We start from the raw sequence: 24,848 nt of genomic DNA, 5'->3' as shown, positions 1-24,848 counted from the left end.
CGAAAGCCACTTTCGAGACGCCTGACGTCCCGAAAGTGGCTTTCGCGACACTCGAAGCCGGCAGGCGCGCGAGCGATGAGCACGACACCTCTGCCTTCCTCCCAATAACCGCCCGTGTCACCAATGAACTCCATCCGGTTCCGAAGCCTCCGCCGACTGTATAACGACCTACACGGCCGCGCCTGGATGCCGGAACTTGCCGCCTTGGCGCAGTGGAAAGGAAGCGTCGAAGGGGGCGAGGACGACTACGACCCGTGCCTGCGCGGTGAGCGCGCTCGCGGAAACTCTCCCCATCGGCGAGGCGAAAGGTCTGGTCCTCGGCGATGAACCCGCCATCACTTGCTACCTGCCGGAACATCGCGTCTTCCTTCGCTGGCTCGCAGCCGACTCCGAGGACGACCTGCTCGCCGAAGCCGGACGACTCCTCGCCGATCCCGCCACGCCGTGGGAAGACTGCGGCCATTGGGAAACCGACGGCCCCGCGGTCCTCATGGACTCGGTGACCGCGGGACCGGAACTGGGCGTCGAGTATCCCGCCGGCGGAGAGCCCGAGCGGGCATCCGTCGAGATCGAGAAAGGACGGTTCATCGTTCGCGCCGTCCACGCGGAAGGGGAAGCCGCGTGGGTCGGCCTGATCCGCTTGATCCCCGAACCTCAAGGCGACGATCACGCACAGGGGAGCGGCTCGGCCACCGCCGTCCCCGGATTTCGCCCACCCCGGACAACCCGGTTGCCCCCGCGCGCTACCCTTGACTCAACTGGCACCGATCCGGCCATCACCGGGGAGCCTCCGGAAGAACAGGGCCCACGCCCCCAGTAGAACCGGACGGGTACGGCCCGTCACAGCCGTCGAATGAGCGGCCCAGCCGGAACACCACCGGCCGGGCAAGCGGGGTGGTACCGCGGAACGCGCCGGAAACGGCCGTCTCGTCCCCGTGTGGGCGGAAGCCCGTACGAGACGAGCAGTGTCGGATCTGAGGAGCACCGAAGATGTATCCCAAGGCACAGGTGGACGGCGAGACCGGCGTCCCGTCCCAGCCTTCGTTCCCCGAATCGGAAAAGCGCGTCCTCGCGTACTGGGAATCCGATCGGACCTTCCAGGCCTCCATCGACGCCCGCGACCCCGGCGTCAACGGCTCGAACGAGTACGTCTTCTACGACGGTCCGCCGTTCGCGAACGGCCTCCCGCACTACGGTCACCTGCTCACCGGGTACGTGAAGGACCTGGTGCCGCGTTACCAGACCATGAAGGGCAAGCGCGTCGAGCGCCGCTTCGGCTGGGACACCCACGGCCTGCCCGCCGAACTCGAGGCCATGCGCCAGCTCGGGATCACCGAGAAGTCCGAGATCGACGCGATGGGCATCGACGTCTTCAACGACGCCTGCCGCGAGTCCGTGCTGCGCTACACCGGCGAATGGCAGGACTACGTCACCCGCCAGGCGCGCTGGGTCGACTTCGACAACGACTACAAGACGCTCGACCTGTCCTACATGGAGTCGGTCATCTGGGCGTTCAAGCAGCTGTGGGACAAGGGCCTGGTCTACGAGGGCTACCGCGTCCTGCCCTACTGCTGGCGCGACGAGACCCCGCTGTCCAACCACGAGCTGCGCATGGACGACGAGGTCTACGCCAGCCGCCAGGACCCGGCCGTCACGGTCGGTTTCCGCCTGGAGGGCAACGACAACGAGCTCGACGGCACGTATCTGCTGATCTGGACCACGACCCCGTGGACGCTGCCGTCCAACCTCGCGACCGCGGTGCACCCCGATGTGCGGTACGTCGTCGTGGAATCCGAGGCGCAGGAAGGCAAGCGGTTCCTGCTCGCCGAAGCGCGGGTCGCCTCTTACGCCCGCGAGCTCGGCGAAGAGCCCACGGTCGTCGGGCACTACACCGGGACCGAACTGCTCGGAACCCGTTACGCCCCACCGTTCCCGTACTTCGCCGGGCACGAGAACGCACACCGCGTGCTGTCCGCGGACTACGTGACCACCGAGGACGGCACCGGTGTCGTCCACATCGCGCCCGCCTACGGTGAAGAGGACAAGGCCGTCACCGACGCGGTCGGCATCGTCCCGGTCACCCCGGTCGACGCGCAGGGCAAGTTCGACGCGACCGTCTCGGACTACGCGGGCCAGCAGGTGTTCGACGCCAACCCGAACATCATCAAGGACCTCAAGAACGGCACCGGTTCCGCCGGCCGCCAGGGCGCGGTGCTGCTGCGCCACGAGACCTACGAACACCCGTACCCGCATTGCTGGCGCTGCCGGAACCCGCTGATCTACCGCGCCGTCTCGTCGTGGTTCGTCGCGGTGACCGAGTTTAAGGACCGGATGATCGAGCTGAACCAGCAGATCACCTGGTACCCGGAGAACGTCAAGGACGGCCAGTTCGGCAAGTGGCTGGAGAACGCCCGCGACTGGTCGGTCTCCCGCAACCGGTACTTCGGCACGCCGATCCCGGTGTGGCAGTCGGACGACCCGGCGTACCCGCGCACGGACGTCTACGGCTCGCTCGACGAACTCGAGCGCGACTTCGGCGTCCGGCTGGAGAACCTGCACCGGCCCTTCATCGACGAGCTGACCCGGCCCAACCCGGACGACCCGACCGGGAAGTCCACCATGCGCCGGATCGAGGACGTGTTCGACGTCTGGTTCGACTCGGGCTCGATGCCGTACGCCCAGGTGCACTACCCGTTCGAGAACACCGAGTGGTTCGAGCACCACTACCCGGGCGACTTCATCGTCGAGTACATCGGGCAGACCCGCGGCTGGTTCTACCTGCTGCACGTGCTGGCGACCGCGTTGTTCGACCGGCCGGCGTTCCGCACCTGCGTCTCGCACGGGATCGTCCTCGGCTCGGACGGCCAGAAGATGTCCAAGTCGCTGCGCAACTACCCGGACGTCAACGAGGTCTTCGACCGCGACGGCTCCGACGCGATGCGCTGGTACCTGATGGCGAGCCCGATCCTGCGCGGCGGCAACCTGGTCGTCACCGACAAGGGCATCCGCGACGCCGTCCGCCAGGCCGTGCTGCCGCTGTGGAACTCGTACTACTTCCTCGCGCTCTACGCGAACGCCGAAGGCGTGGAAGGCAAGTGGCGCACGGATTCGAAGCACATCCTCGACCGGTACGTGCTGGCGAAGACGCACGAACTGGTGACCGACGTCGAGCACGCGCTCGACACCTACGACGTCGCCGGTGCCTGCTCGACCGTCCGCGACTTCCTGGAAGTGCTGACGAACTGGTACGTGCGCCGCTCGCGCGACCGGTTCTGGGCGGGCGAGCAGGACGCGATCGACACCCTGCACACCGTGCTGGAGGTGACGTCGCGGGTGGTGGCGCCGCTGCTGCCGCTGACCACCGAGGTCGTCTGGCGCGGGCTGACCGGCGGTCGTTCGGTGCACCTGGCCGACTGGCCGAACGCGCTCGACCTGCCCGCCGACGCGGCGCTGGTGACGGCGATGGACCGGGTGCGCCAGGTGGCGTCTTCGGCGCTTTCGCTGCGGAAGTCGAACAAGCTGCGGGTGCGGCTGCCGCTGGCCAAGCTGGTCGTCGCCGCGCACGAGGCCGACTCGCTGCGCGAGTTCACCGACATCCTGCGCGACGAGGTCAACGTCAAATCCGTCGAGCTGACCGCGGACGTCGCCGCCCACGGCGGTTTCGAGGTCGCGGTGAACGCCCGCGCCGCCGGACCGCGGCTGGGCAAGGACGTCCAGACGGTGATCAAGGCCGTCAAGGCGGGCGAGTGGACGACGTCGGAGAGCGGCGCCGTCGTGGCCGCCGGGATCGAACTCGTCGAAGGCGAGTACGACCGGCGTCTGGTCGCCAAGGGCGGCGGCGCGGCCGCGGAACTGCCCGGCGGCGCCGGACTGGTCCTGCTCGACACCGAGGTGACCGACGAACTGGCGGCCGAGGGCCTGGCCCGCGACCTGGTCCGGGTCGTGCAGCAGGCCCGCCGTGACGCCGGACTCGACGTCGCCGACCGGATCGCGCTGACGGTCGACGCGCCGGAGGACGTGGTCGCGGCCGCGAAGACGCACGAGGAGTTCATCGCTTCGGAGACTCTGGCGACTTCGGTTGCCTACGGCGACGTCGCGGACGGTTCGGCCGGGACGGTCGGGGAGGGCACGAAGGTGACCGTGGCGGTCGCCAAGGCCTGACCCGCGCGTCCCGCAAGAAATGTCATGAAAGGGTCGTTCAGGACGTTTTCCGTCCTGAACGACCCTTTCATGACACTGGCCGGGAGGTCCCGATCACCGGGATCACGAAAAGGATTCGGAACCGTCGCTTTCTCGCCGCCCGACCACCTCGCGCGCGGGAAATCGGCAGGCTGGCGCCCGGGGGCGCGCGCGAAGGGGTGCGCGCCGTATGGGGAGAGCGAATCCATGAGTCCTGCCCGGAAAAGAGGGATCCTGATCGGCGCCGCGCTCGCGGTCGTCGCCGTCGTGGTGGCCGCGGTGGTGCTGCTGGTCAGGGAGGAACAGGCACCCGCCGCGTCGGGCGGGCCAGGGGAGTCCACCGCGACGGCGATGGACAGCCCGGCGCAGGTCGCCGCCCGGTTCCTGCGGCAGTTCGACACCGGTGACCTGACCGGTGCGCCGGTCGACGATCCGGCGGCGGCCACGGCCGCCGTGTCCGCGACACGCGGCGCGCTCGGCGCGGCGCCGGTCAAGACGACCCTCGGCGAGGTCCCGACCACGCCGGGGAACGCGACCACGACGTCGGCCACCTTCCACGCCGCGTGGAGCCTTCCCGGCGGAAGCGACTGGCGGTACGAGGGCAAGCTGGAGCTGGTCCGCAACGCCGGGAAATGGGTGGTCCGCTGGGCGATGTCGGTGATCCACCCGAAGCTCGAAGCCGGTCAGCAGCTCTCCCTCGCCCGCGCTTCGGCCAAGCCGGCGGTGGCCGACAGGGACGGCAAAGCGCTCGTCGGCGGGGACGCGGCCGGTGTCGCGCCGCTGCTCCAGGGGGCGTTGTCCAAGGTCGCGTCCGAGCAGAACGGCGGCACCGGGACCCCGGCCACCGTCAGCGTGTCCCGTGTCGACGCCTCCGGCAAACCGGTCGAGACGTTGTTCGGACAGGCCTCGGAGACCGACAAACCGCTGGTCTCGACCTTGAGCGTGGCCTCCCAGACCGCCGCGCAGAAAGCCGTCGACGGCTTCCAAGGCCCGGCGATCATCGTCGCGATGAAGACCTCGGGCGAACTCCTGGCGGTCGCGCAGAACGGCGCCGCCGGGAGCCAGCCGAAGGCCCTCAGCGGCCTGTACTCGCCGGGTTCGGCCTTCAAGATCGCCACGGCGACCGCGGCTTTGCAGCAGGGCGGGGTCTCCGTCGACTCGCAGGTCGCCTGCCCGGGCAGTGAGCAGATCGGGACCCGCACGCTCAAGAACGAGAACGGGTTCGACCTCGGGACCGTTTCGCTGAAGACCGCGTTCGCCGCGTCGTGCAACACGACCTTCGGGCAGCTCGCCGGGCAGCTGCCCGCGGACGGCCTCTCGAAGGCGGCGACGCAGCTCGGCCTCAACGCGGACTTCGAGATCCCCGGGCTGGCCACCGAGACCGGCAAGGTGGAACCGTCGAGCAACGCCGACGAGAAGGTCGAAGCTGGCATCGGACAGGGAAAGGTGCAGGTCAGCCCACTGGGCGCGACGCTCATGGCGGCCACGGTCGCCACCGGGAAGCCGGTCGTGCCGAAGCTGTGGCAGGGGCTGGAGACCAAGGTCAACACCGGCTACCAGGCCCCGACCGCCGGGGTGCTGAACCAGGTCCGGGCGATGATGCGCGAGGTCTGCACGACGGGAACGGCGAAGGCGTTGAAGGGCAGCGGCACCGTCTTCGGCAAGACGGGGACGGCGCAGTTCGGTTCGGGCGCCGACGCCAACGGGTGGTTCGTCGGCTATCGCGGGGACGTCGCTTTCGCGGTCATGCTCGAGGGTTCCAACGACTCGAAACCCGCGGTCCAGCTGGCGGCGAAGTTCCTGGCGGGCTGACGGTTCGGCGCTCGCCGAACCGTGGGTCTTCTACGGTGAACGCATGGAAACGATCGCCTTGGCCGAGGTCGCGGCCGTGCTCGCCGACCCGAGCCGTGCGTCCATGTGCCTCGCGCTGCTCGACGGACGTGCCTGGACGGTGACCGAACTGGCCGGGGCGGCCGAGGTCGCCGCGTCGACGGCGAGTGAGCACGTGACGAAGCTGACCGAGGCCGGGTTCGTGGTCCGGGTCAAGCAGGGGCGGCACAGCTACGTCCGGATCGCCGACCCCCGGGTGGCGGAGCTGATCGAGCATCTGGCGCAGCACGCCGCACACCGTCCGGTGAAGGGATTGCGCTCGTCGGTCCGGGTGAAGCGGCTCGAATTCGCCCGGACCTGCTACGACCACCTCGCGGGCACGGTCGGCGTCGCGCTGCGGGACGGGATGCTCGCCGCCGGGCTGATCGACGAGGCCGACGGCCTGACGCTGACCGGCCGCGGCCGTGAGGTGCTCGGCGCGCTCGGGGTGGAGATCGCCGACGGCCGCCGCGCGATGTTGCGTGACTGTCTCGATTGGACAGTGCGCCGTGATCATTTGGCAGGACGGGTCCCCGCGGCGTTACTGTCTCACGGAGTGAGTGCCGGCTGGTTGTCCCGTGAGGGCAATCGCGCGGTGAAAGTCCTGCCCGCGGCGGAAAAACCGTTCGCGGACCTCGGTGTCGACCTGGCCGCCCTGCGCCGTCCGTAAAGGACAGTCTGTAACACAGGCCAACCGGACGGTTTTCGACCGGTACACGATCGAGTGACGACCACTGCCTCACTATTCTGTAGCCCTCACGGCGACCGGACGGGAGGCGACATGGAGCAGCTCCCGCTCGTCCTCGGCACCGGTGGCGCCGTGCTTCTCGTCGCCGTGATCGCCGTCCGGGTGTCGATCCGGGTCGGCCTTCCCTCGCTGCTGCTGTACTTGGGGATGGGCGTCCTGCTCGGCGAAGCCGGGTTCGGCATCCATTACGACAACCCCGAGCTCACCCAGTCCCTCGGCCTCGCCGCGCTGGTGATGATCCTGTCCGAAGGTGGCCTCACCACCCGGTGGACGGCCGTGAAACCCTCGCTGGGCATCGGGATCGCACTGTCCACAGTGGCCGTGGCGGTGAGCATCGCGGTCACCGGCGCGGCCCTGCACTGGCTGCTGGGCCTGGACTGGCGGATGGCCCTGCTGTGGGGCGCGGTGCTGGCCTCGACCGACGCCGCCGCGGTCTTCTCCGTGCTGAGATCGGCGGGTATCGGGAAGCGGCTCGTCGGCGCGCTGGAGATCGAGTCGGGGATCAACGACGCCCCGGCCTACATCGCCGTCGTCGTCCTCGCCGAGGGCACGACCGTGGACTGGTCGCTGCCCCTGCTGGTCGTCTACGAACTCGCGGCCGGCCTGGTGATCGGCCTGGCCTTCGGCTGGATCGGCGCGCAGGCGCTGAGACGGGCCGCGCTCCCGGCGACCGGCCTGTATCCGCTGGCCACGATGGCCGTCTGTGTCGTGGCGTATTCGAGCGGGCAGCTCGCGCACGCTTCGGGCCTGCTCGCCACCTACGTCGCGGCCCTGGTGCTGGGGAACTCGAAGCTGCCGCACCGGTCGGACACGCTGTCCTTCGCCGAGGGGCTCGGCTGGCTCGCCCAGATCGGGCTGTTCGTGCTGCTGGGCCTGTTCGCCTCACCGGGCCGGATCTTCGAAAGCCTGGTCCAGGGCCTGGTCGCGGGCGCGGTCGTGCTGCTGCTGGCCCGGCCGCTGTCGGTGCTGCTGTCGGCGCTGCCGTTCAAGGTCCCCTGGCGAGAACAGGTGTTCCTGTCCTGGGCCGGGTTGCGCGGGGCGGTGCCGATCGTGCTCGCGCTGATCCCGCTGTCGTCCGGCGTGCCCGGCGCGCAGGAGCTGGTCGACGCGGTGTTCGTGCTGGTCATCGTGCTGACGCTGCTCCAGGGCGCGACGCTGACCCCGCTCGCGAGAGCGCTCGGGCTGGCCCAGCACGCCGAAGCGCACGAGATCGACGTCGACTCCGCGCCGCTCGACGAGATGGGCGCGGAACTCCTGCAGGTCCGGATCAACGCAGGATCCAAGATGCACGGCGTCTACCTGGCCGAACTGCGGCTGCCGGTGGGGGCGACGATCAGCCTCCTCGTCCGCGGCGGCGCCGGCTTCACGCCCAACAAGAACACCCGCCTCCAGGAACGCGACCAGTTACTCGTCGTGACCACCTCCGACGCCCGTGACGCGGCCGAACGACGGCTCCGCGCCGTCGACCGCGCCGGACGCCTCGCCAGGTGGAAGGGCGAATCCGGCCAGTAGGTCACGAACCGGCACCAGCTGTTCGTCGGTTGATCTCAGAAAATTCTTCCCTTTGTACTCCTTTTGGATTACTTTCCCGGCAATCGACTCCATCGAATGGGTGAGTGTCACGGGGTAAGGAGTACGCAAGGTGACGAAACTTCCTGCACGGTTCGCCGGTCTGGGGGCCGCGGCCACACTCGTCGGAGTGGTTCTCGCCGCGCCGGCGGCTTCCGCGGCCGGCGCCTTCCCGGCGTTCGGCTTGCCCTTCGACACGGGCCAGTCGGTCTACTCGGCGGGGATCCACTCGGACGACGGGAACTCCGGCGTGAAGAACGCCATCGACTTCAGTCCCGGTGACAAGACCGTCCGCGCCCCGCTGGCCGGCACGGTCCGGATCCAGCACTGCTCGGGCGGTGACTGGGTGACCGTCGATCACGACGGCGGCTGGCGGACCGGGTACTACCACATGGAGCGCATTTCGGTCACCGACGGCCAGAAGGTCGCTCCTGGCGACGCCCTCGGCCGGACCGGCAACGCGCTGCCCTGCGGTGGCAGCAGCACCGGCGCCCACGTGCACTTCACCCTGTGGACCCTGCCCGCGGCCGCGGCCCAGGGCGGCGACTCGCGCGACTTCGGCGTCGGCGCGGGCAACTGGAACGGCATGTCCTACGACGAGGTCTCGACCAAGGTCGCCGAGGCCTACGGCGAGGCTGTCGACGGCAAGACGTTCGGCGGCTGGCAGTTCACCGCGGGCACCGATCAGTACTCCGGTACCGCGACCGAGGTCTCTTCGCGTTCGATCGTCCCGTTGCCGGGCCGATTCCGCGTCTGACCTCCCGTTGCCCGGCGCGGCGCGGCGCCGGGCAACGGTTCTTTTCGCTTGCGGAGTACGTGAGCGGCGTCTCAAGATGCGGACAAGGGGTGGCTTGATCGCCCGCTGATCCGCTAACTTCGTTCGTAGGTCACGAGTGTCAGCGTCAAGCCCCGGCTAGCTGGCCGGCAACCCTCCTTCCGCGGTGGGGTGCCCCGGGTGAGGACCTGGCTCGTCGCGTGGTGCGACGGGCAAGCGCGGGATCCTCGTCGGGTCCCCTGGCCCGGAGGATGACCATGACTCTCGCTCTCGAACGCACGAACGCCCCCGCCGCCGTCGCGGAAACCGTTGTCTCGCACGAAATTCCGACGGTGGCGTGTGCCGGTCTGCGGGTTCCGCTGGTCACCGGCGGCGAAATCGGCTACGCCAACCTCGATCACGCGGCGAGCGCCCCGTGTCTGGACAAGGTGCGCGACGCGGTCGACGAGTTCCTTCCCTGGTACGCCAGCGTCCACCGCGGCGCCGGGTTCGCCTCGCAGATCTCCACCAGGCTTTACGAGCGCACGCGCGGGATCCTGCGCGACTTCGTCGACGCGCGGTCGACCGATACCGTCGTTTTCACCCGCAACACCACCGATTCCTTCAACCTTCTCGCCCGTAGCCTGCCGAAGCACACGTCGGTCGTCGTGTTCGACACCGACCACCACGCCGCGCTGCTGCCGTGGAAGGGCCCGAACGTCCGCCGGATCGAGACCCCGCGCACCCGCCTCGCCGCGGTGTCCGCTGTGGACGAAGCGCTCGCGGACTGCCCGCAGGGCCCGCGGCTGGTCGTCATCACCGGCGCGTCCAACGTGACCGGGGAACTGTTGCCCGTCAAGGAGATCGCGGCCGTCGCGCGCCGGCACGGCGCCCGGATCGCGCTGGACGCGGCGCAGCTCGCGCCGCACCGCAAGATCTCCGTGCGCAAGCTGGACGTCGACTACATCGCGCTGTCGGGCCACAAGCTGTACGCGCCCTTCGGCGCCGGTGCGCTGATCGGCCGTGCCGACTGGCTGCGCGCCGCCCAGCCGTACCTCGCCGGCGGCGGTGCGACGAAGCTCGTCACCCGCGAAGCCGAAGACTTCGGCGTGGTCTGGAACGCGGGCGCCGAGCGGCACGAAGCAGGTTCCCCCAACACCGTCGGCGTCTACGCGCTCGGCGTCGCCTGCGAGGCGCTGTCCGAGAACTGGGACGCCATCGTCGCCCACGAGGACGAACTGCTGGCGCGGCTGCGTCGCGGTCTCGCCGGGATCCCCGGATTCGCCGAGCTGCGGCTGTTCGACGCGCCGGTCGACAGGGTCGGCACGCTCAGCTTCGTCGTCGACGGCTTCGAACCGGGCTGGCTCGCCGCGGTCCTGTCCGCGGAGTACGGCATCGGCGTCCGGGACGGCGCGTTCTGCGCGCACGTGGCGACCAAACGGCTGATCTCCGCCGCCGGTTCGACGGGGCAGCAGGCCATCCGGGTCAGCCTCGGCCTCGGCAGCACCACCGAACACGTCGACCGGCTCGTTCTGGCGCTGCGCCAGATCGTCGCCCGCGGCGCGCGCTGGCAGTACGAGAAGCCGGAGGGCCGCTGGGTGCCGGAGAACGATCCGCGGGAGCTTCCTCCGTTCTGCGCCTGACCCACTACCCTCACCCCGCATGGGGAACGAGCGACCGCGTTACTGGTTTCCGCTGGCGTTGCTGGGATTCGCTCAGCTGGTGGTGGTGGCCTTGTCCGTCGGTTCGAGCCGATCCGGAGGATGGTTCGCCTACGCGCCCAACCCGGGCCCGGGGGTGTACCAAGGCCTCTACGGCCTGGAGATGAGCCGTGAGACCGCGAGTGCCGTCTCGGTCATCGGCATGAGCCGGATGGACAACTGGCTGTTCGCCGTCCTCGCGGTCTACCTCGGCACGGTGCTTTTCTACGCTTGTCGGTCGCGGCCCGTGCGATGGTGGAAGGTCGCCGCGATCGCGGTCGGGGGCCTGGTCGCGATCCTGCTGGCGGATCTGGTCGGTTTCTGGGAATTCGAGATCGACGGCGACGCGCGGAGCGCGATCCTGCTGACCTTGGGCCTGGTCGCGCTCGCCTGGCTGGAGCGGAGCGTGCTCGTGCTGGTCGTGGCCGCGGCGTTCGTGCTCTGTGCCGTCGTGCTCGCGCAAGGACCGCTCGCGCTGGTGCTGTCGTCGCTGGTCGCGCTCGCCGGGGCGTTCGCGGCGCTCCTGAGCAGGCCGAAGGCGGCCGCCGGGGAGCCCTGAGCACGCTCCGTGGACAATGGGGGAGTGAGCACAGAGCCCGAAACCGCGCCACCGGCGCCGCCGCTGCCCAAGAAGCGCGTCGCCGTCGTGTTCGTCGTCGCTGCGGTGCTGTGGGGGATCGACCTCCTCACCAAGCAGATCGCCGTGTCGACGCTGGAGGGCAAGCAGCCGGTCGAGTTCCTCGGCGGGCTGGTGTACTTCCAGCTGGTGCGCAACCCCGGCGCCGCCTTCTCGATGGCGACCGGGCTGACCTGGGTGCTCGCGCTGGTCGCCGTCGCCGTCGTGGTCGCCATCATCTGGCTGTCCCGGCGGCTGCGCTCGGTCGGCTGGGCGATCGGCCTCGGCCTGGTGCTGGCGGGCGCGCTCGGCAACCTGACCGACCGGATCTTCCGCGCCCCCGGGCCGCTGCAGGGACACGTCGTCGACATGATCTCCGCGTTCGCGCCGAACGGGCAGGGCTGGGCGATCTTCAACGTCGCCGACTCCGCGATCTGCGTCGGCGGTGTGCTCATCGTGATCCTTTCCCTGCTGGGCAAGGACTACGACGGATCGTCTACAAAGGACAAGAAGAAGGCGGCGAGCGAATGAGCGCGCGGATGTTGCCCGTCCCCGACGGGCTCGACGGCATGCGCGTCGACGCGGGGCTGGCGAAACTGCTGGGACTTTCCCGCACTGTCGTGGCGGAGCTGGCCGAATCCGGCGAGATCTTCCTCGACGGCAGGCCCGCCGGGAAGTCGGACCGGCTGTCCGCCGGCGGCCTGCTCGAAGTGACGCTGCCGGACCCCGCCTCGGCCGTCGAGGTCGTGGCGGAACCCGTCGAAGGCATGAAGATCCTGCACGACGATGACGACATCGTGGTGATTTCGAAGCCGGTCGGCGTCGCCGTGCACCCGAGTCCCGGCTGGACCGGGCCGACCGTCGTCGGCGGGCTCGCCGCCGCCGGACTGCGGATCGCGACCTCGGGCGCGGCCGAACGCCAGGGCGTCGTGCACCGGCTGGACGCCGGCACCACCGGCGTGATGGTCGTCGCGAAGAGCGAGCACGCGTACACCGTGCTGAAGCGGGCGTTCAAGGAACGCACCGTCGACAAGGGCTACCACGCCATCGTCCAGGGCCATCCGGACCCGACGCGCGGCACCATCGACGCGCCGATCGACCGGCACCCTCGGCACGATTACAAGTTCGCCGTCGTCCAGGGTGGGCGGCCGAGCGTGACGCATTACGAGGTCGTCGAGGCCTTCCGTGCCGCGTCGCTGGCCAAGATCAAGCTGGAGACCGGGCGCACGCACCAGATCCGCGTGCACTTCTCGGCGCTCAAGCACCCGTGCGTCGGTGACCTGACCTACGGCGCCGACCCGGTGCTCGCGCGCAAGCTGGGGCTTTCCCGGCAGTGGCTGCACGCGAAGACGCTCGGCTTCGCGCACCCGTCCGACGGGCGCTGGGTCGAGTTCGAGTCGGAGTACCCGGACGACCTGGCCAACGCGCTGCGGATCCTGCAGGACGAGAACTAGCCCTCCTCGCCTTCGTCCTCTGAATGCGGGCTTGGGCCGTCGCCGGGGCTCGGACCGATGTGACGCATGAGGTCACTGGGGCTTCTTGAGGTGCCTGAGGCGATTCGGTGGTCCATGAAGGACTCCTTGAGGGACCCAGGTCCCTCAAGGAGTCCTTCACTACCTTGAGGGTAGGCAAGGGGGCCTTCGCTACCCCGCGGGCGCGGTCCGTGAAGGACCCCTTCATGTCTTTGGATCGGCGTGAAGGGGGTCAGTCGTCGATCGACCAGGTCAGGGTGCGTTCGTCCGGTTCCGGCCGCGGCGACCAGCGCACGGCGACCACGCGGGTGGCGTCCGGCAGCACGTAGACCGTGTGCCCGCCGAGCGTCTCTCCCGGCCGGACGCCGATCTTGTGCGGCGGCCGCGAGGTCAGGGAGACCGGCGCCTTCGCGATCGGCTTGCCGTCCGCGGTGAGCAGTTCGAGGTAGTTGTCCGGCAGCGACACGAATGGGATGTTCCCGCGGTTGGTGATCTCGGTGTGCACCACGACCGACCGTTCCCCGGCCTCCAGCGAGTAGCCCGCCGCGCTGAACAGGTAGTCCGCCGGGTCCTGGACCTCCAGCAACTGGACGGTGAGCTGCTCGCCCTCCAGCCCCTGGGTCTCCATGACGTCGCCGGTCTTGCCCTTCTTGCCCTCCGGGACCTGCTGCGGCACCGGCTGCTGCTCGTCGCCGCGGGCCCAGGACGCCGTCTGCGGGACGCCCCAGGTGCTCATCACCGGGTCGGCGGGCGCGGGCGGCGGCGCGAACTGCTGCTGCGGCGGGGCGGGCGGACGCTGGGGCGGTGGCTGCTGCTGGGGCGGCGCCATCGGCTGGCGCACCGGAGCGGACGGCGGCCCGGGGTACCGGCCCGACGGCGTGCCGTGCACGTTGTACGGCCCCGAAGGCGTCCCCTGGACGTTGTACGGCCCGGAGGGGGTGCCTTGGACGTTGTGCGGCCCGGACTGCCCCGGCGGACGCTGGGGCTGCTGCGGCGGAGGAGCCTGCTGCGCCCACGATGGCGGCGCGCTCGCGATGGCGGCCCGTAACCCGTTCGGGTCGCTCTCCACACCCACGAGCAGCGGCAACCCGCTGCCGGACAGCGCGACCAGGCGGTACGCGACCTCACGCGGATCCATGCCGACCTTCGCCGCGAGTTCGTGGACCGCCGCCTTGCCCAGGTCCGCGAGGGCGGCGAGCAGGCGGATGTCCACGGGATCGGTCACGGCCACGTCCGGGAACGCTACCGTCTCGTCCCCGGCACCGTGGGAGTGGCCGTCCGCCCGCGGCAAAACCCGGCTTCGGTAGTACGCGCTCTCCATTAGGGTCGGAGGCACCGCCTCCACCGACCCCTGGGGAAGAAACATGAGCGAAGTCTCCGCCCTCGCCGACGAGTTCGTCGAAGTCCTGTTCGACGCCGAGCCGGTCACGCCCGCTTTGCAGGGCTTCCGTCCCGAATCGACCGGGCTCACCGACCTCAGCGAGGCCGCGGGCGACGCCTTCCGCGCGAAGCTGGCCGATCTCGCCGAGCGGGCCGAGGCGCTCGGCACCGACGGCCTGAGCGCGGAGGAGAAGACCACCCGGGACGTCCTGATCGCGACGGCACGGGCGAGGATCGCGCTGCTGGACTCGCGGTTCGTCGAGTTCACCGTCAGTGACCTCTTCATCTCGCCCGCCGCCGAGGTGCTCACCGTGCTGCCGATGATGTCGGTCGGCACGGGCGCGCAGGCGGAGGCGCACCTCGGGCGGATCGCCGCGATCCCGGAGTACCTGAAGCAGGCCGCGCGGCGGCACCGCGACGGCGTCGCCCGCGGCCTGGTCCCGGTCGCGTACCTGGTCGACGCCGCCGTCGCGTACCTCGACCGGCACCTCGCCGAGCCGTCGGCCGACCCGCTGCTGCGCCAGCCCGCGCCCGACGAGGACTTCGAGACCCGCCGCGCCGGACTGCTGCGCGACGTCGTCCGGCCCGCGATCGCCGAGTACCGCGAGGTCCTCGCGAAGGAGATCGCGCCGCACGGCCGCCCCGAGGACAAGCCCGGCGTCTGCTGGCTGCCCGACGGCGAGCGCATCTACGCCCTGCTCGCCGAGATGCACACCACGACCGTCCGCACCCCGCGCGAGCTGCACCAGACCGGGCTCGACGTGATCGCGAACCTCGCCGATGAGTATCGCGAGTACGGCTCCCGCGTCTTCGGCACCACCGACCTCGCCGAAATCTTCACCAAGCTCCGCACCGACCCGGCCCTGCGCTGGTCCAGCGCGGACGAGCTGCTGGATTCCGCCCGCGCGGCCATCACCAGGGCCGAAGCCGAGGCGCCGAACTGGTTCGGCCGGATCCCGCCGCAGCCGTGGACGGTCGAGCCGGTCCCGGCCGAATCCGCGCCCGGCGCGCCCGCCGCCTACTACATGTGGCCCGCCGTCGACGGCTCCCGCCCGGGGATCTACTTCGCCAACACCCACAAGGCCGAAGAGCGGTTCCGGCACGCGGCCGAGGCGACGGCGTTCCACGAGGCCATCCCGGGCCACCACTTCCAGCTCAGCCTCGCGCAGAGCCTCAGCGAACTCCCGCTGCTGCGCCGCGTCGGCGACTTCACCGCGTACGCCGAGGGCTGGGGTCTCTACACCGAGCGCCTCGCCGACGAGATGGGCCTGTACTCCGACGACGTCGCGAAGCTCGGCATGCTGACCATGGATTCGATGCGCGCCGGCCGTCTGGTCGTGGACACCGGGCTGCACGCGCTGGGCTGGAGCCGCCGCCAGGCCATCGACTTCCTCACCGAGAACACGCCGATGGCACTGGTCGAGATCGAGTCCGAAGTGGACCGTTACATCGCCTTCCCCGGCCAGGCGCTGTCGTACATGGTGGGACGGCTGGAGATCCAGCGCATCCGTGCGGAAGCCGAGCTGACGCTGGGCGGCCGGTTCGACATCAAGGCTTTCCACGACGTCGTCCTCGGCGGCGGAGCGCTGCCGCTTTCGGTGCTGGACGGCGTGGTCCGCGACTGGGTCGCCGGCCACGGCGACACCCCGAACAGCCTCGCCGAAGAGCTGATGGAGCTCAAGTTCGACGAGCTCCCGCTGTGGCGTTCGCTGCTCGGGCTCCCCGGTGACGAAGGCTCCCTGCCGGATCCGAGCGCGGAGGCCGCGGCCGCCCAGCGCGCGGCTGCGGTCGCCATCGCCGAGCGGGCCGAAGCCCTGAGCGCCGAAGGACTTTCCACCGCCGAAGCGGTCACTCGCGAGGTCGTGATCCAGCAGGCGAAGGCGATGGTCGACGTGACCGACGCGCGCGCCGCCGAGTTCTCGGTCAGCGACGGGCTGGCCTCGCCCGCGTTGTTCATCCTGAACGAGCTCGCGGTGCTGTCCCTGAACGACGAGGAGAAGGTCCGGGGATACCTGAAGCGGCTGAACGGACTGGGCGACTACCTGGACGCCCTGATCGTGCGCCAGCGCGCGGCGGCGGCCGACGGGCTGGTCCCGCCCGGCTTCCTCGTCGAAGGCGGGATCGCTTACGTGGAGCGCTATCTCGGCGACGAGGCGGGTGACCCGCTGGCGCTCACCGCGTCCGTCGCCGTGGAGGGCTACGAAGCCCAACGCGACCGGCTGCTGGCCGAGGTCGTCCGGCCGGCCTACACCCGGTACCGCGACTTCCTCACCACCGAGCTGCGTCCCGTGGCGAAGTCCGAAAAGGAGCCGGGTCTGTGCGCGCTTCCCGGCGGGCAGGAGAAGTACGCCGCGCTGATCCGGGCGCACACCTCCACCGAGCGCACCGCGCAGGATCTGCACGACACCGGGCTCGACATGATCGCGAAACTGGCCGACCAGTACCGCGAGCTGGGCGAGAAGATCTTCGGCACCAAGGATCTCGCCGAGATCTTCGAGCGGCTCCGCACCGACCCGGCCCTGCGCTGGCGGGACGGAGACGAACTGCTCGACGCCGCGCGTGACGCCATCACCCGCGCCGAAGCCGTTGCCCCGCACTGGTTCTCGACGATCCCCGAGGAGCGGTGCCAGGTCGAGCCGGTCCCGCCCGCGGAGGCTCCGGGCGGCACGCTCGCGTACTACATCGAGGCGGCGCTCGACGGCTCGCGGCCGGGCACGTACTACGCGAACACCCACGAGGCCGAGCTGCGCCCGAAGCACACGAGCGAGGCGATCGCCTTCCACGAAGCCGTTCCGGGGCATCACTTCCAGATCTGCATCGCGCACAAGCTCAAGGGCCTGCCGATGTTGCGCGGGCACGCGGACGTCAACGCCTATGTCGAAGGCTGGGGGCTCTACTCGGAGCGCCTCGCCGACGAGATGGGTCTGTACTCCAGCGATCTGACCAGGTTCGGCATGCTGACCCAGGACTCGATGCGCGCCGGCCGCCTGGTCGTCGACACCGGGATGCACGCGCTCGGCTGGAGCCGTCAGCAGGCTGTCGACTATCTCGCCGAGAACACCCCGATGGCCAGGGTGGAGATCGAGGCCGAGATCGACCGCTACGCCGCGGTTCCCGGGCAGGCGCTGTCGTACATGGTCGGACGGCTGGAGATCGAGCGGGTCCGCGCCGAGGCCGAAGCCGCCCTCGGCGACCGCTTCGACATCAAGGGCTTCCACGAGGTCGTGCTGAGCAACGGCATCCTGCCGCTGCGAGTGCTGGACAACGTGGTGAAGGCCTGGGTCGCCGCGCAGTGAAGTGAAGCGCGGCGTGAAGACGGCGGGTGCCCTCGGGCGCCCGCCGTCTTGCCTTCGCAGGGGTCTCACGCGACACTGGTACTAAGCAACCGCTCAGTAACTTGCTAGGAGACGACGATGAGGATCGGGACCGCGATCAACTACGCCGGCGGGTTCGCCGAGAGCGTGGCGGACATCGTCGAGCTGGAGAAGGCCGGGCTGGACATCGTCTTCGTCCCGGAGGCCTACTCGTTCGACGCGGTCAGCCAGCTCGGCTACGTCGCGGCGAAGACCGAGCGGGTCCAGATCGCCTCCGGCATCTTCCAGATCTACACGCGGACGCCGACGCTCACCGCGATGACCGCCGCCGGGCTCGATTTCGTCTCCGACGGCCGGTTCACCCTCGGCATCGGCGCGTCCGGTCCGCAGGTCATCGAGGGTTTCCACGGCGTGAAGTACGACGCGCCGCTCGGCCGCACCCGCGAGATCATCGACATCTGCCGTCAGGTGTGGCGGCGGGAGAAGGTCGTGCACTCCGGCGCGCACTACACGATCCCGCTGCCGCCGGAACAGGGCACGGGCCTCGGCAAGCCGCTGAAGCTGATCAACCACCCGGTGCGCGAGCGCATCCCGATCCTGCTGGCCTCGATCGGCCCGAAGAACGTCGCGCTCACCGCCGAACTCGCCGAGGGCTGGGAGCCGATCTTCTTCCACCCCGAGAAGGCCGCCGAGGTCTGGGGCGCGTCGCTGGCCGAGGGCAAGGCGAAGCGTGACCCGTCGCTGGGCGAGCTGGACACCTTCGTGGGTACCGCGCTGGCCATCGGCGACGACGTCGACGGGATGCTGGACCACCTGCGCGGCATGCTGGCGCTGTACATCGGCGGGATGGGCGCGCGCGGCAAGAACTTCTACAACAGTCTCGCCCAGCGGTACGGCTACGAGGCCGAAGCCAAGCTCATCCAGGACCTGTACCTGGACGGGAAGAAGGACGAGGCCGCCGCGGCGGTGCCGAAGGAGCTGATCAGGGCGATTTCGCTGATCGGGTCCGAGGGGTACGTGAAGGAGCGGCTGGCAGCCTTCCGTGAGGCAGGCGCGACCACGCTGGTGGTCAACCCGATGCTGCCCGGTCGCGAAGCCCGCGTCGCGCAGGTTTCGAAGTTGCGCGAACTGGTTGGTTAGCCGCGCGAAGGAGTCGAAACTCTCACCTGTATCGGTACGGTATACTTGACCTGCGCCGGTGTAGCCCCATCGTGGTCAAAAAACGTCTTCCCGGTGGAAAGGGAACGTAAACCACGCCTGAACGGGCGGAAAATCCGCCATTATCAGGAGTGGAAGCGAGTCCTCGGGGGAATACGTTCGCGACGAAGGTGAGGTGCCTCGCGTGCGCAAGCAGATCGGCGAGCCGTCCGCCGCGGTCCTGGACGTCGGGTCGTTCAGCGCGCGGCTGGTGGTTCTGGCCAAGGGTGGTTCGCCACTCGACCCCGTGCTGAGCCACCAGACGCGACTGCGGCTCGACCGGGAACTCGACGATGACGGAAACCTGACCCGGCGCGGCATCGACGCGGTCTCTTCCGCCGTCGAAGCGGGGATGACCATGGCCGCCAAGCACGGCGTCGAGGACGTGTACCCGCTCGCCACCTCCTCGATCCGCGACGCGGCGAACGTGAAGCAGGTCGTCTGCGACGTCGCGAAGGCCACCGGGGTCAAACTGCGGTTCCTCACCGGCCGCCGCGAGGCCGAACTGGCCTACGTCGGCGCGCGCCGGTGGTACGGCGCTTCGGCCGGCGGGCTGCTGGTGCTCGACATCGGCGGCGGGACCGTCGAACTCGCCGCGGGGAACTCCGAGGAAGCCGGGTTCGCGCATTCGCTGCCGCTCGGCGCCCGCTCGCTGACACGGGACTGGTTCGCCACCGAATGCCCGTCACCCAAGGTCGTGCGGGCGATGCGGGAGCACGTGCTCGACGAGGTCCGCGACGCGATGCAGGACGTCCTGCCGCACATCCGCGACCACCGCGCCGTCGGCTGCTCCAAGGTGCTGCGGCAACTCGCCCGGCTGGCCGGTGACCGGCCGTCCCGTTCGCGGGAGCTGTACCTCGACGACCTTCGCGCTTGGATCCCGCGGCTGGCGAAACTGCCGGCGAAACGCCGCGCCGAGCTGCCGGGCATCTCGCGGCAGCGTTCGCATCAGGCTCTCGCGGGCGCGATCGTCGCCGAGGCGCTGCTGACGCTTTCCGGCGGTCAGGTCGCCATCTGCCCGTGGTCCACCAGGGACGGCCTGCTGCTCGGCATGCTCGACGGCCTGGTCACCCTGGACGGCAAACCGGCGAAAGCCGCCTGAAAACTGGCGTATCGGGCCGGGAACGGGTACCCCGGACATATGAGGGAAAGCAAGAAGAGCTTCGGACAGGACGAGGAAGAAGACCTCGACGACCTTCGCGGGATCCAGCCGAAGACCGACGTGCCCAGCGCGCCCAACCGCGACCTCGGGCCGCACGGCACCGAAGAGGTCGACGGCGTGCCCGGCAGCGGTGAAGTGCCGGTCGAACCCCCGGACTGAGCGGCAGGGGGATCGGCCCGCGTGTGTCATGAAAGGGTCGTTCAGGACAGAAAATGTCCTGAACGACCCTTTCATGACGTTTCGCGGAGCGGTCAAGCGCCCTTCGGCCGCCTCCGCGCCGGAGCGCGGCCCGTGGGCTGAGCCGGAGCCGGACCCGGATCCAGCGCCGGGATCGGCAGCCGCACCGGTTCGGAGTTCACCGTGAAGGTCTCGCCGTGGTGCGCCAGTTCCAGCGGCTCCCCGGTGATCACGTGATACGTCGCGCCTTCGCGGTCGATCTCGACCTGGAACCGGGTGCCGCGGAAGGTCAGCCGGAACGCGATGCGCCGCAGCTGCGGCGGCAGGCGCGGCGCGAAGGTCAGCCGTCCGCCGTGGTCACGCAGGCCGCCGAACCCGGCGACGGTGCCTTGCCACGCGCCCGCCAGCGAGGCCAGGTGCAGGCCGTTGCGGACGTTGTTGTGCACGTCGTGCAGGTCGGTGAGCGCGGCCTCGGCGAGGTAGTCGTAGGCCAGTTCGAGATGCCCGACCTCCGCCGCCACCACGGCCTGAGTGCCCGCCGACAGTGAGGAATCCCGTACCGTCCGCGCCTCGTAGTAGGCGAAATCGCGGGCTTTCTCCTCCGGGGTGAAGGAATCGCCGCACAGGTGCAGTGCGAGTACCAGATCCGCCTGCTTCACCACCTGCTTGCGGTACAGGTCGAAGTACGGGAAGTTCAGCAGCAGCGGGTAGAAATCCGGGTCCGTGGCCTCGAAATCCCACTCGTCGTGCTCCAGGAAGCCTTCGGACTGCGGGTGGACGCCGAGATCCTCGTCGTAGGGCACCAGCATCGAGTCGGCCGCCTTGCGCCACAGCGCGACCTCGTCCTCGGTGACCTCGAAGGCGGACGCCACGTCTTCGTGTGCTCCGCAGATTTCGGCGGCGTAGAACAGGTTCCGGCGTGCCATGAGGTTCGTGTACACGTTGTTGTCCGCCACCGCGGAGTACTCGTCCGGCCCGGTGACGCCGTCGATCCGGAACCGGCCCCGCCGGTCGAAATGACCCAGTGACAACCACATCCGCGCGGTTTCGAGGAGCAGTTCCGCGCCGCAGGTGCGCATGAACTCGTCGTCGCCGGTGGCGTTGAGATAGCGCACGACGGCGTCCGAGATGTCCGCGCTGACGTGGAACGCGGCCGTGCCCGCCGGCCAGTACGCGGAACATTCCGCGCCGTTGATGGACCGCCAGGGGAACGCGGCGCCGCGCAGACCCAGCTGCGCGGCCCGTTCCCGCGCTTTATCCAAAGTGGAGTGACGCCAGCGCAGCGCGTCCCTGGCGGCGTCCGGCATGCTGTAGGTGAGCACGGGCAGGACGAACGTCTCGGTGTCCCAGAACGCGTGCCCGTCGTAGCCGGGGCCGGTCAATCCCTTGCCGGCCAGGGCTCTCGTCTCGCCGCGGGCCCCGGCCTGCAGGAGATGGAAGAGCGAGAACCGGACCGCTTGCTGGAGTTCCGGATCGCCGTCGATCTCGATGTCCGAGGTCGCCCAGAAGCCGTCGAGGAACTCCTTCTGCTCGGCGAGCAGGCCCTTCCAGCCGGTCTGCCGCGCCCCGGCCAGCGCGGCCTCGACCTGGGCGCGGACGGCGGGCACCGAACGCTGCGCGGACCAGCCGTAAGCGAGGAACTTGGTGATCCGCAGGCGTCCGCCCTTGGGCACGTCCACGGCGATGGTGAGCCGCGCCAGATCCTCCTCGGCCTCGATATGCGTTCGCACTCCGTCGGAGACGTCGATCTTGTGGTCCATCGCGGCGGCCATCCGCAGCCCGGACCGGCGGGTCTGGTGCACCAGCACGGCGTGGTACGCCTCCGCGTGGTGGTACTCGCCGACCAGCGGCGACTCCAGCGCCGCCGCGACGCGCGGGTCACGTGTGTCGGACTCGACCGGTTCGTTCGCCAGCAGATCCGACTGCACCACCAGCTGGAGATCGTCGTCGAGCGGTTCGACCTCGTACCGGATCGCGGCGACGGCCCGCTGGGTGAAGGAGACCAGGCGCTCGGTCTTCACCCGTACCCGGCGCCCGGTCGGGGAGGACCACACGGTGTCGCGCGCGAGCGTGCCCTTCCGGAAGTCGAGGACGCGGTCGTGGTCGGTCGCCTGTCCGTACCGCATGTCGAGCGGCTCGTCCTCGACCAGGAGCCGGATGACCTTGCCGTCGGTCACGTTGACGACGGTCTGTCCCTCTTCCGGGTAGCCGTAACCGGTTTCCGCGTACGGAAGGTCGTGCTGCTCGTAGAAACCGTTGAGATAGGTGCCCGGCAGACCGCGGGGCTCGGCCTCCTCCAGCGTGCCGCGCAGACCGATGTGCCCGTTGGACACCGCGAACGCCGATTCGGTGCGCTGCAACGCGTCGACGTCCATGCCGTGCCAGCGCAGCTCCCAGGGCGAGACCTCGTAGCCGCGGAGAAACGATTCGGTCACTTGCGGTCCTCCAGGAGTTCGGCCAGGTCGTCCACCACGACGTCGGCACCGTGCGAGAGCAGCTCTCCCGCCTGATGCGCGCGGTTCACCCCGACCACGTAACCGAACCCACCGTCCTTTCCGGCCCGCACACCCGCGAGCGCGTCTTCGAAGACGGCGGCGTTCTCAGGCGCGACGTCGAACGCCTCGGCGCCGGCGAGGAACGAGTCGGGGGCGGGCTTGCCGCGCAAACCCTTCTCGGAGATCACGATCCCGTCGATCCGCGCCTCGACGAACTTGGTCAGGTCGGCGGCGTCGAGCACCTTCGCGCCGTTGGCCGACGAGGTGACGACCCCGATGCGCAATCCGGCCGCCTTCGCCGCCTCCAGGTACCGGACGGAACCCGGGTACGGGGTGACGCCTTCGTCGTCGATGATCTTCAGCACCAGCTGGTTCTTGCGGTTCCCGACGCCGTTGACGGTGGCGGCGTCGATGCCGTCGTCCGGCTTCCCCTCGGGTAGCTCGATCCCACGCGAGGAGAGGAAAGTGCGGACGCCGTCGGCCCTCGGCCGCCCGTCGACGTAAGCCGCGTAGTCGGTGTCGGTGAAGGGAGAGTACGAATCGCCGTCACGGGCGCGCAGGAAGTCGTCGAACGTGCGCTTCCACGCTTCGCGGTGCTGGGCCGCGGTTCCGGTCAGCACGCCGTCGAGGTCGAAGAGGCAGGCCGTGATGGTGTCGGGCAGACCGATCATGTCTGGCCACGCTACCCGCGCTCGCCGGTACCCGCTCGGCTTTGTCGGGTGGCGCCGACCACGAGCGCGACGTGTCGCGCGGCCCGCTCCAGCGGATCGGGCGAGCGGCGGATCCGGCTGACCAGCAGGGCGCCTTCGAGGTTGTTCACGATGGCCGTCGCGAGGTCTTCGGCGTTCTCGGCGCCGTGCCCGGTGAGCAGCTCCACCAGCAGCACGTGCCAGGCGGCGAACGCGTCCTGGCACGCCTCGGTGATCGCGGGCGACGCGTGCGCCATCTCCAGCGTGATCGTGGCGAGCGGACAGCCGCCGCGGTAGTCGTCGGCGGCCAGTGCTTCGCCCGCCTTGCGGTACCACCAGCCGACGGCGTCCTCGACGGTCTCGTTGCGCTCGAAAGCGCGGCGGACGGTCTTCGCCACGACGGCGGTGCCGAGTTCGATCGCGGCGACCGCCAGTTGCTCCTTGCCGCCGGGGAAGTGGTGATACGCCGACCCCCACGGCGTCCCGGCCTGTTCGACCAGCCGCCGCCACGAGGTCGCCTGGTAGCCCTCTCGGCGGAAAAGCGTCATCGCGGTCGAGATCATGCGCTCGCGGGTGGTGGCATCCGACACGTCCGTCAGCATAGCCCTTGACTAGGACGATCGTCTTAGGAAAATCTAGGACGACCGTCTTAGGGGGCATGTATGACCGTCGACGCCACCGCGGAGACCAGGCAGAAGATCGTGACCTGGCAGGATCCGCTGCCCACCGCCCGGCTCGGCCGCGAGCTGTCCGGGCTCGACTACCTGACCGGTATCGCGGAGGGGCGGATCCCGCCGGCGCCGATCTCGGCGCATTTCGGCATGCGCTGGGTGAGCGTGGCCGAGGGCGACGTCGTGCTGGCCGCGACGCCGGACGAGTCGCTGTACAACCCGATCGGGACCGTGCACGGCGGCGTCGCGGCGACCCTGCTGGACTCGGCGGTGGCGTGCGCGGTGCACTCGACCCTGCCCGCCGGGGTCGGGTACACGTCGGTCGAGTTGAAGGTGAACTTCCTGCGCGCCATTTCCGGTTCGGTGGGGGAGATCCGCGCGCACGGCTGGATCGTGAAGGCCGGTTCGCGCGTCGCGTTCGCCGAGGGCGACATCCGCGACCCGGCGGGCAAGGTGCTCGCGACCGCGTCGAGCACCTGCCTGATCATCAAGCCCTAGAACATTTCCGCACCGGGCGGCACCGGCTGCTTGACGTCCCAGTGCTCCACGATGAGCCCGTCCGCCACTCGCACGATGTCGACGACGGCCATCCCGTGTTCCTCGCCCGGCGGGACGACGTGCAGGTGTACGACGACGTGGTCTTCGTCGGCGATCACGCGTTTCACGGAGACGTCGGCGCCGATCATCGGCGAAGTCCGCATCGCTTCGACGAAAGCGTCGCGGCCGGATGGGAAGCCCGGGCTGTGGGTGACGAAATCCGGGTGCACGTTCGCGCCCGCGGCGGCGAAGTCCTTGTGCGCGAACAGGTTCTCGAAGCAATCGACGACGATCTTCTTCGCTGTGGTCATGCCGCTCA

The 24,848-nt window shown here is 69.7% G+C and carries 20 protein-coding genes and 1 riboswitch; of the genes, 15 read left to right on the top strand and 5 right to left on the bottom strand.

Annotated elements, in window-relative coordinates; genetic code table 11:
• The first annotated feature begins 265 nt into the window (after positions 1-265).
• The 10 genes from AB0N89_RS04325 to AB0N89_RS04280 all read left to right on the top strand — a co-directional run bounded on the left by AB0N89_RS04325 (position 266) and on the right by AB0N89_RS04280 (position 12,889).
• Positions 266-820 (top strand): Imm21 family immunity protein, encoded by a 555-nt coding sequence (locus AB0N89_RS04325; RefSeq protein WP_364200051.1) that lies wholly within the window; start codon positions 266-268, stop codon positions 818-820.
• Between the two features lie 170 nt (positions 821-990).
• Positions 991-4,161, top strand: a complete 3,171-nt coding sequence (ileS, locus tag AB0N89_RS04320) for an isoleucine--tRNA ligase (protein WP_364200049.1) — start codon at positions 991-993, stop codon at positions 4,159-4,161.
• A gap of 225 nt (positions 4,162-4,386) precedes the next feature.
• Positions 4,387-5,991 (top strand): penicillin-binding transpeptidase domain-containing protein, encoded by a 1,605-nt coding sequence (locus AB0N89_RS04315; protein WP_364200047.1) that lies wholly within the window; start codon positions 4,387-4,389, stop codon positions 5,989-5,991.
• Positions 5,992-6,034: 43 nt separating this feature from the next.
• A complete protein-coding gene (locus AB0N89_RS04310) occupies positions 6,035-6,718 on the top strand; it encodes a helix-turn-helix domain-containing protein (protein WP_364200045.1) in 684 nt (227 codons plus the stop codon).
• Between the two features lie 111 nt (positions 6,719-6,829).
• The gene (locus AB0N89_RS04305; RefSeq protein ID WP_364200043.1) at positions 6,830-8,308 is read left to right on the top strand and encodes a potassium/proton antiporter; all 1,479 of its coding nucleotides are present in this window, start codon (positions 6,830-6,832) and stop codon (positions 8,306-8,308) included.
• A 130-nt stretch (positions 8,309-8,438) separates the two neighbouring features.
• Entirely contained in the window at positions 8,439-9,122 is a 684-nt protein-coding gene (locus AB0N89_RS04300; RefSeq protein ID WP_364200041.1) for a M23 family metallopeptidase, read from the top strand.
• A gap of 128 nt (positions 9,123-9,250) precedes the next feature.
• Positions 9,251-9,365: riboswitch (SAM riboswitch) on the top strand.
• A gap of 32 nt (positions 9,366-9,397) precedes the next feature.
• On the top strand, positions 9,398-10,762 hold the full coding sequence (locus AB0N89_RS04295) for an aminotransferase class V-fold PLP-dependent enzyme (protein ID WP_364200040.1): 1,365 nt from the start codon (positions 9,398-9,400) through the stop codon (positions 10,760-10,762).
• A gap of 19 nt (positions 10,763-10,781) precedes the next feature.
• Positions 10,782-11,378 carry a hypothetical protein gene (locus AB0N89_RS04290; RefSeq protein WP_364200038.1) on the top strand — a complete coding sequence of 199 codons (597 nt, stop codon included), beginning with the start codon at positions 10,782-10,784 and terminating at the stop codon, positions 11,376-11,378.
• 24 nt (positions 11,379-11,402) lie between these two features.
• The gene (gene lspA / locus AB0N89_RS04285) at positions 11,403-11,966 is read left to right on the top strand and encodes a signal peptidase II (RefSeq protein ID WP_364200036.1); all 564 of its coding nucleotides are present in this window, start codon (positions 11,403-11,405) and stop codon (positions 11,964-11,966) included.
• Positions 11,963-12,889 (top strand): RluA family pseudouridine synthase, encoded by a 927-nt coding sequence (locus AB0N89_RS04280; protein WP_364200034.1) that lies wholly within the window; start codon positions 11,963-11,965, stop codon positions 12,887-12,889. Before lspA ends, AB0N89_RS04280 begins: the two co-directional genes overlap by 4 nt.
• A gap of 250 nt (positions 12,890-13,139) precedes the next feature.
• On the opposite strand, the gene AB0N89_RS04275 is transcribed toward AB0N89_RS04280, so the two are convergent.
• Entirely contained in the window at positions 13,140-14,138 is a 999-nt protein-coding gene (locus tag AB0N89_RS04275) for an AsnC family protein (protein WP_364200032.1), read from the bottom strand.
• 133 nt (positions 14,139-14,271) lie between these two features.
• Here AB0N89_RS04275 and AB0N89_RS04270 point away from each other — a divergent pair, with 133 nt between their 5' ends.
• The 4 genes from AB0N89_RS04270 (at position 14,272) to AB0N89_RS04255 (ending at position 20,119) form a co-directional block, all read left to right on the top strand.
• Positions 14,272-17,583, top strand: coding sequence for a DUF885 domain-containing protein (locus AB0N89_RS04270; RefSeq protein ID WP_364200030.1), 3,312 nt, complete (start codon positions 14,272-14,274; stop codon positions 17,581-17,583).
• 117 nt (positions 17,584-17,700) lie between these two features.
• Positions 17,701-18,741 carry an LLM class F420-dependent oxidoreductase gene (locus tag AB0N89_RS04265; protein WP_364200028.1) on the top strand — a complete coding sequence of 347 codons (1,041 nt, stop codon included), beginning with the start codon at positions 17,701-17,703 and terminating at the stop codon, positions 18,739-18,741.
• 202 nt (positions 18,742-18,943) lie between these two features.
• Positions 18,944-19,900: an exopolyphosphatase gene (locus tag AB0N89_RS04260; protein WP_364200026.1), complete on the top strand. Its 957-nt coding sequence runs from the start codon at positions 18,944-18,946 to the stop codon at positions 19,898-19,900.
• Positions 19,901-19,939: 39 nt separating this feature from the next.
• On the top strand, positions 19,940-20,119 hold the full coding sequence (locus AB0N89_RS04255) for a hypothetical protein (protein WP_093936327.1): 180 nt from the start codon (positions 19,940-19,942) through the stop codon (positions 20,117-20,119).
• Positions 20,120-20,211: 92 nt separating this feature from the next.
• Here AB0N89_RS04255 and AB0N89_RS04250 read toward each other — a convergent pair whose 3' ends face one another.
• Genes AB0N89_RS04250 through AB0N89_RS04240 form a run of 3 tightly spaced genes read right to left on the bottom strand, consistent with a single transcriptional unit; the run spans position 20,212 to position 23,911 of the window.
• A complete protein-coding gene (locus tag AB0N89_RS04250) occupies positions 20,212-22,572 on the bottom strand; it encodes a glycosyl hydrolase family 65 protein (protein WP_364200024.1) in 2,361 nt (786 codons plus the stop codon).
• Complete coding sequence (locus AB0N89_RS04245; RefSeq protein ID WP_364200022.1) at positions 22,569-23,303, bottom strand: beta-phosphoglucomutase family hydrolase; 735 nt, start codon at positions 23,301-23,303, stop codon at positions 22,569-22,571. Before AB0N89_RS04245 ends, AB0N89_RS04250 begins: the two co-directional genes overlap by 4 nt.
• Before the next feature lie 11 nt (positions 23,304-23,314).
• Positions 23,315-23,911, bottom strand: coding sequence for a TetR family transcriptional regulator (locus AB0N89_RS04240; protein ID WP_364200020.1), 597 nt, complete (start codon positions 23,909-23,911; stop codon positions 23,315-23,317).
• 72 nt (positions 23,912-23,983) lie between these two features.
• Here AB0N89_RS04240 and AB0N89_RS04235 point away from each other — a divergent pair, with 72 nt between their 5' ends.
• A complete protein-coding gene (locus tag AB0N89_RS04235) occupies positions 23,984-24,490 on the top strand; it encodes a PaaI family thioesterase (protein ID WP_364200018.1) in 507 nt (168 codons plus the stop codon).
• On the opposite strand, the gene AB0N89_RS04230 is transcribed toward AB0N89_RS04235, so the two are convergent.
• Positions 24,487-24,840, bottom strand: coding sequence for a nuclear transport factor 2 family protein (locus tag AB0N89_RS04230; RefSeq protein ID WP_364200016.1), 354 nt, complete (start codon positions 24,838-24,840; stop codon positions 24,487-24,489). The two genes, AB0N89_RS04235 and AB0N89_RS04230, sit on opposite strands and share 4 nt — an antisense overlap.
• Between the last annotated feature and the right edge of the window lie 8 nt (positions 24,841-24,848).

Source organism: Amycolatopsis sp. NPDC089917, from assembly GCF_040684635.1.
Lineage (GTDB): Bacteria > Actinomycetota > Actinomycetes > Mycobacteriales > Pseudonocardiaceae > Amycolatopsis.
This window is presented reverse-complemented; position numbering and strand designations above follow the sequence as displayed.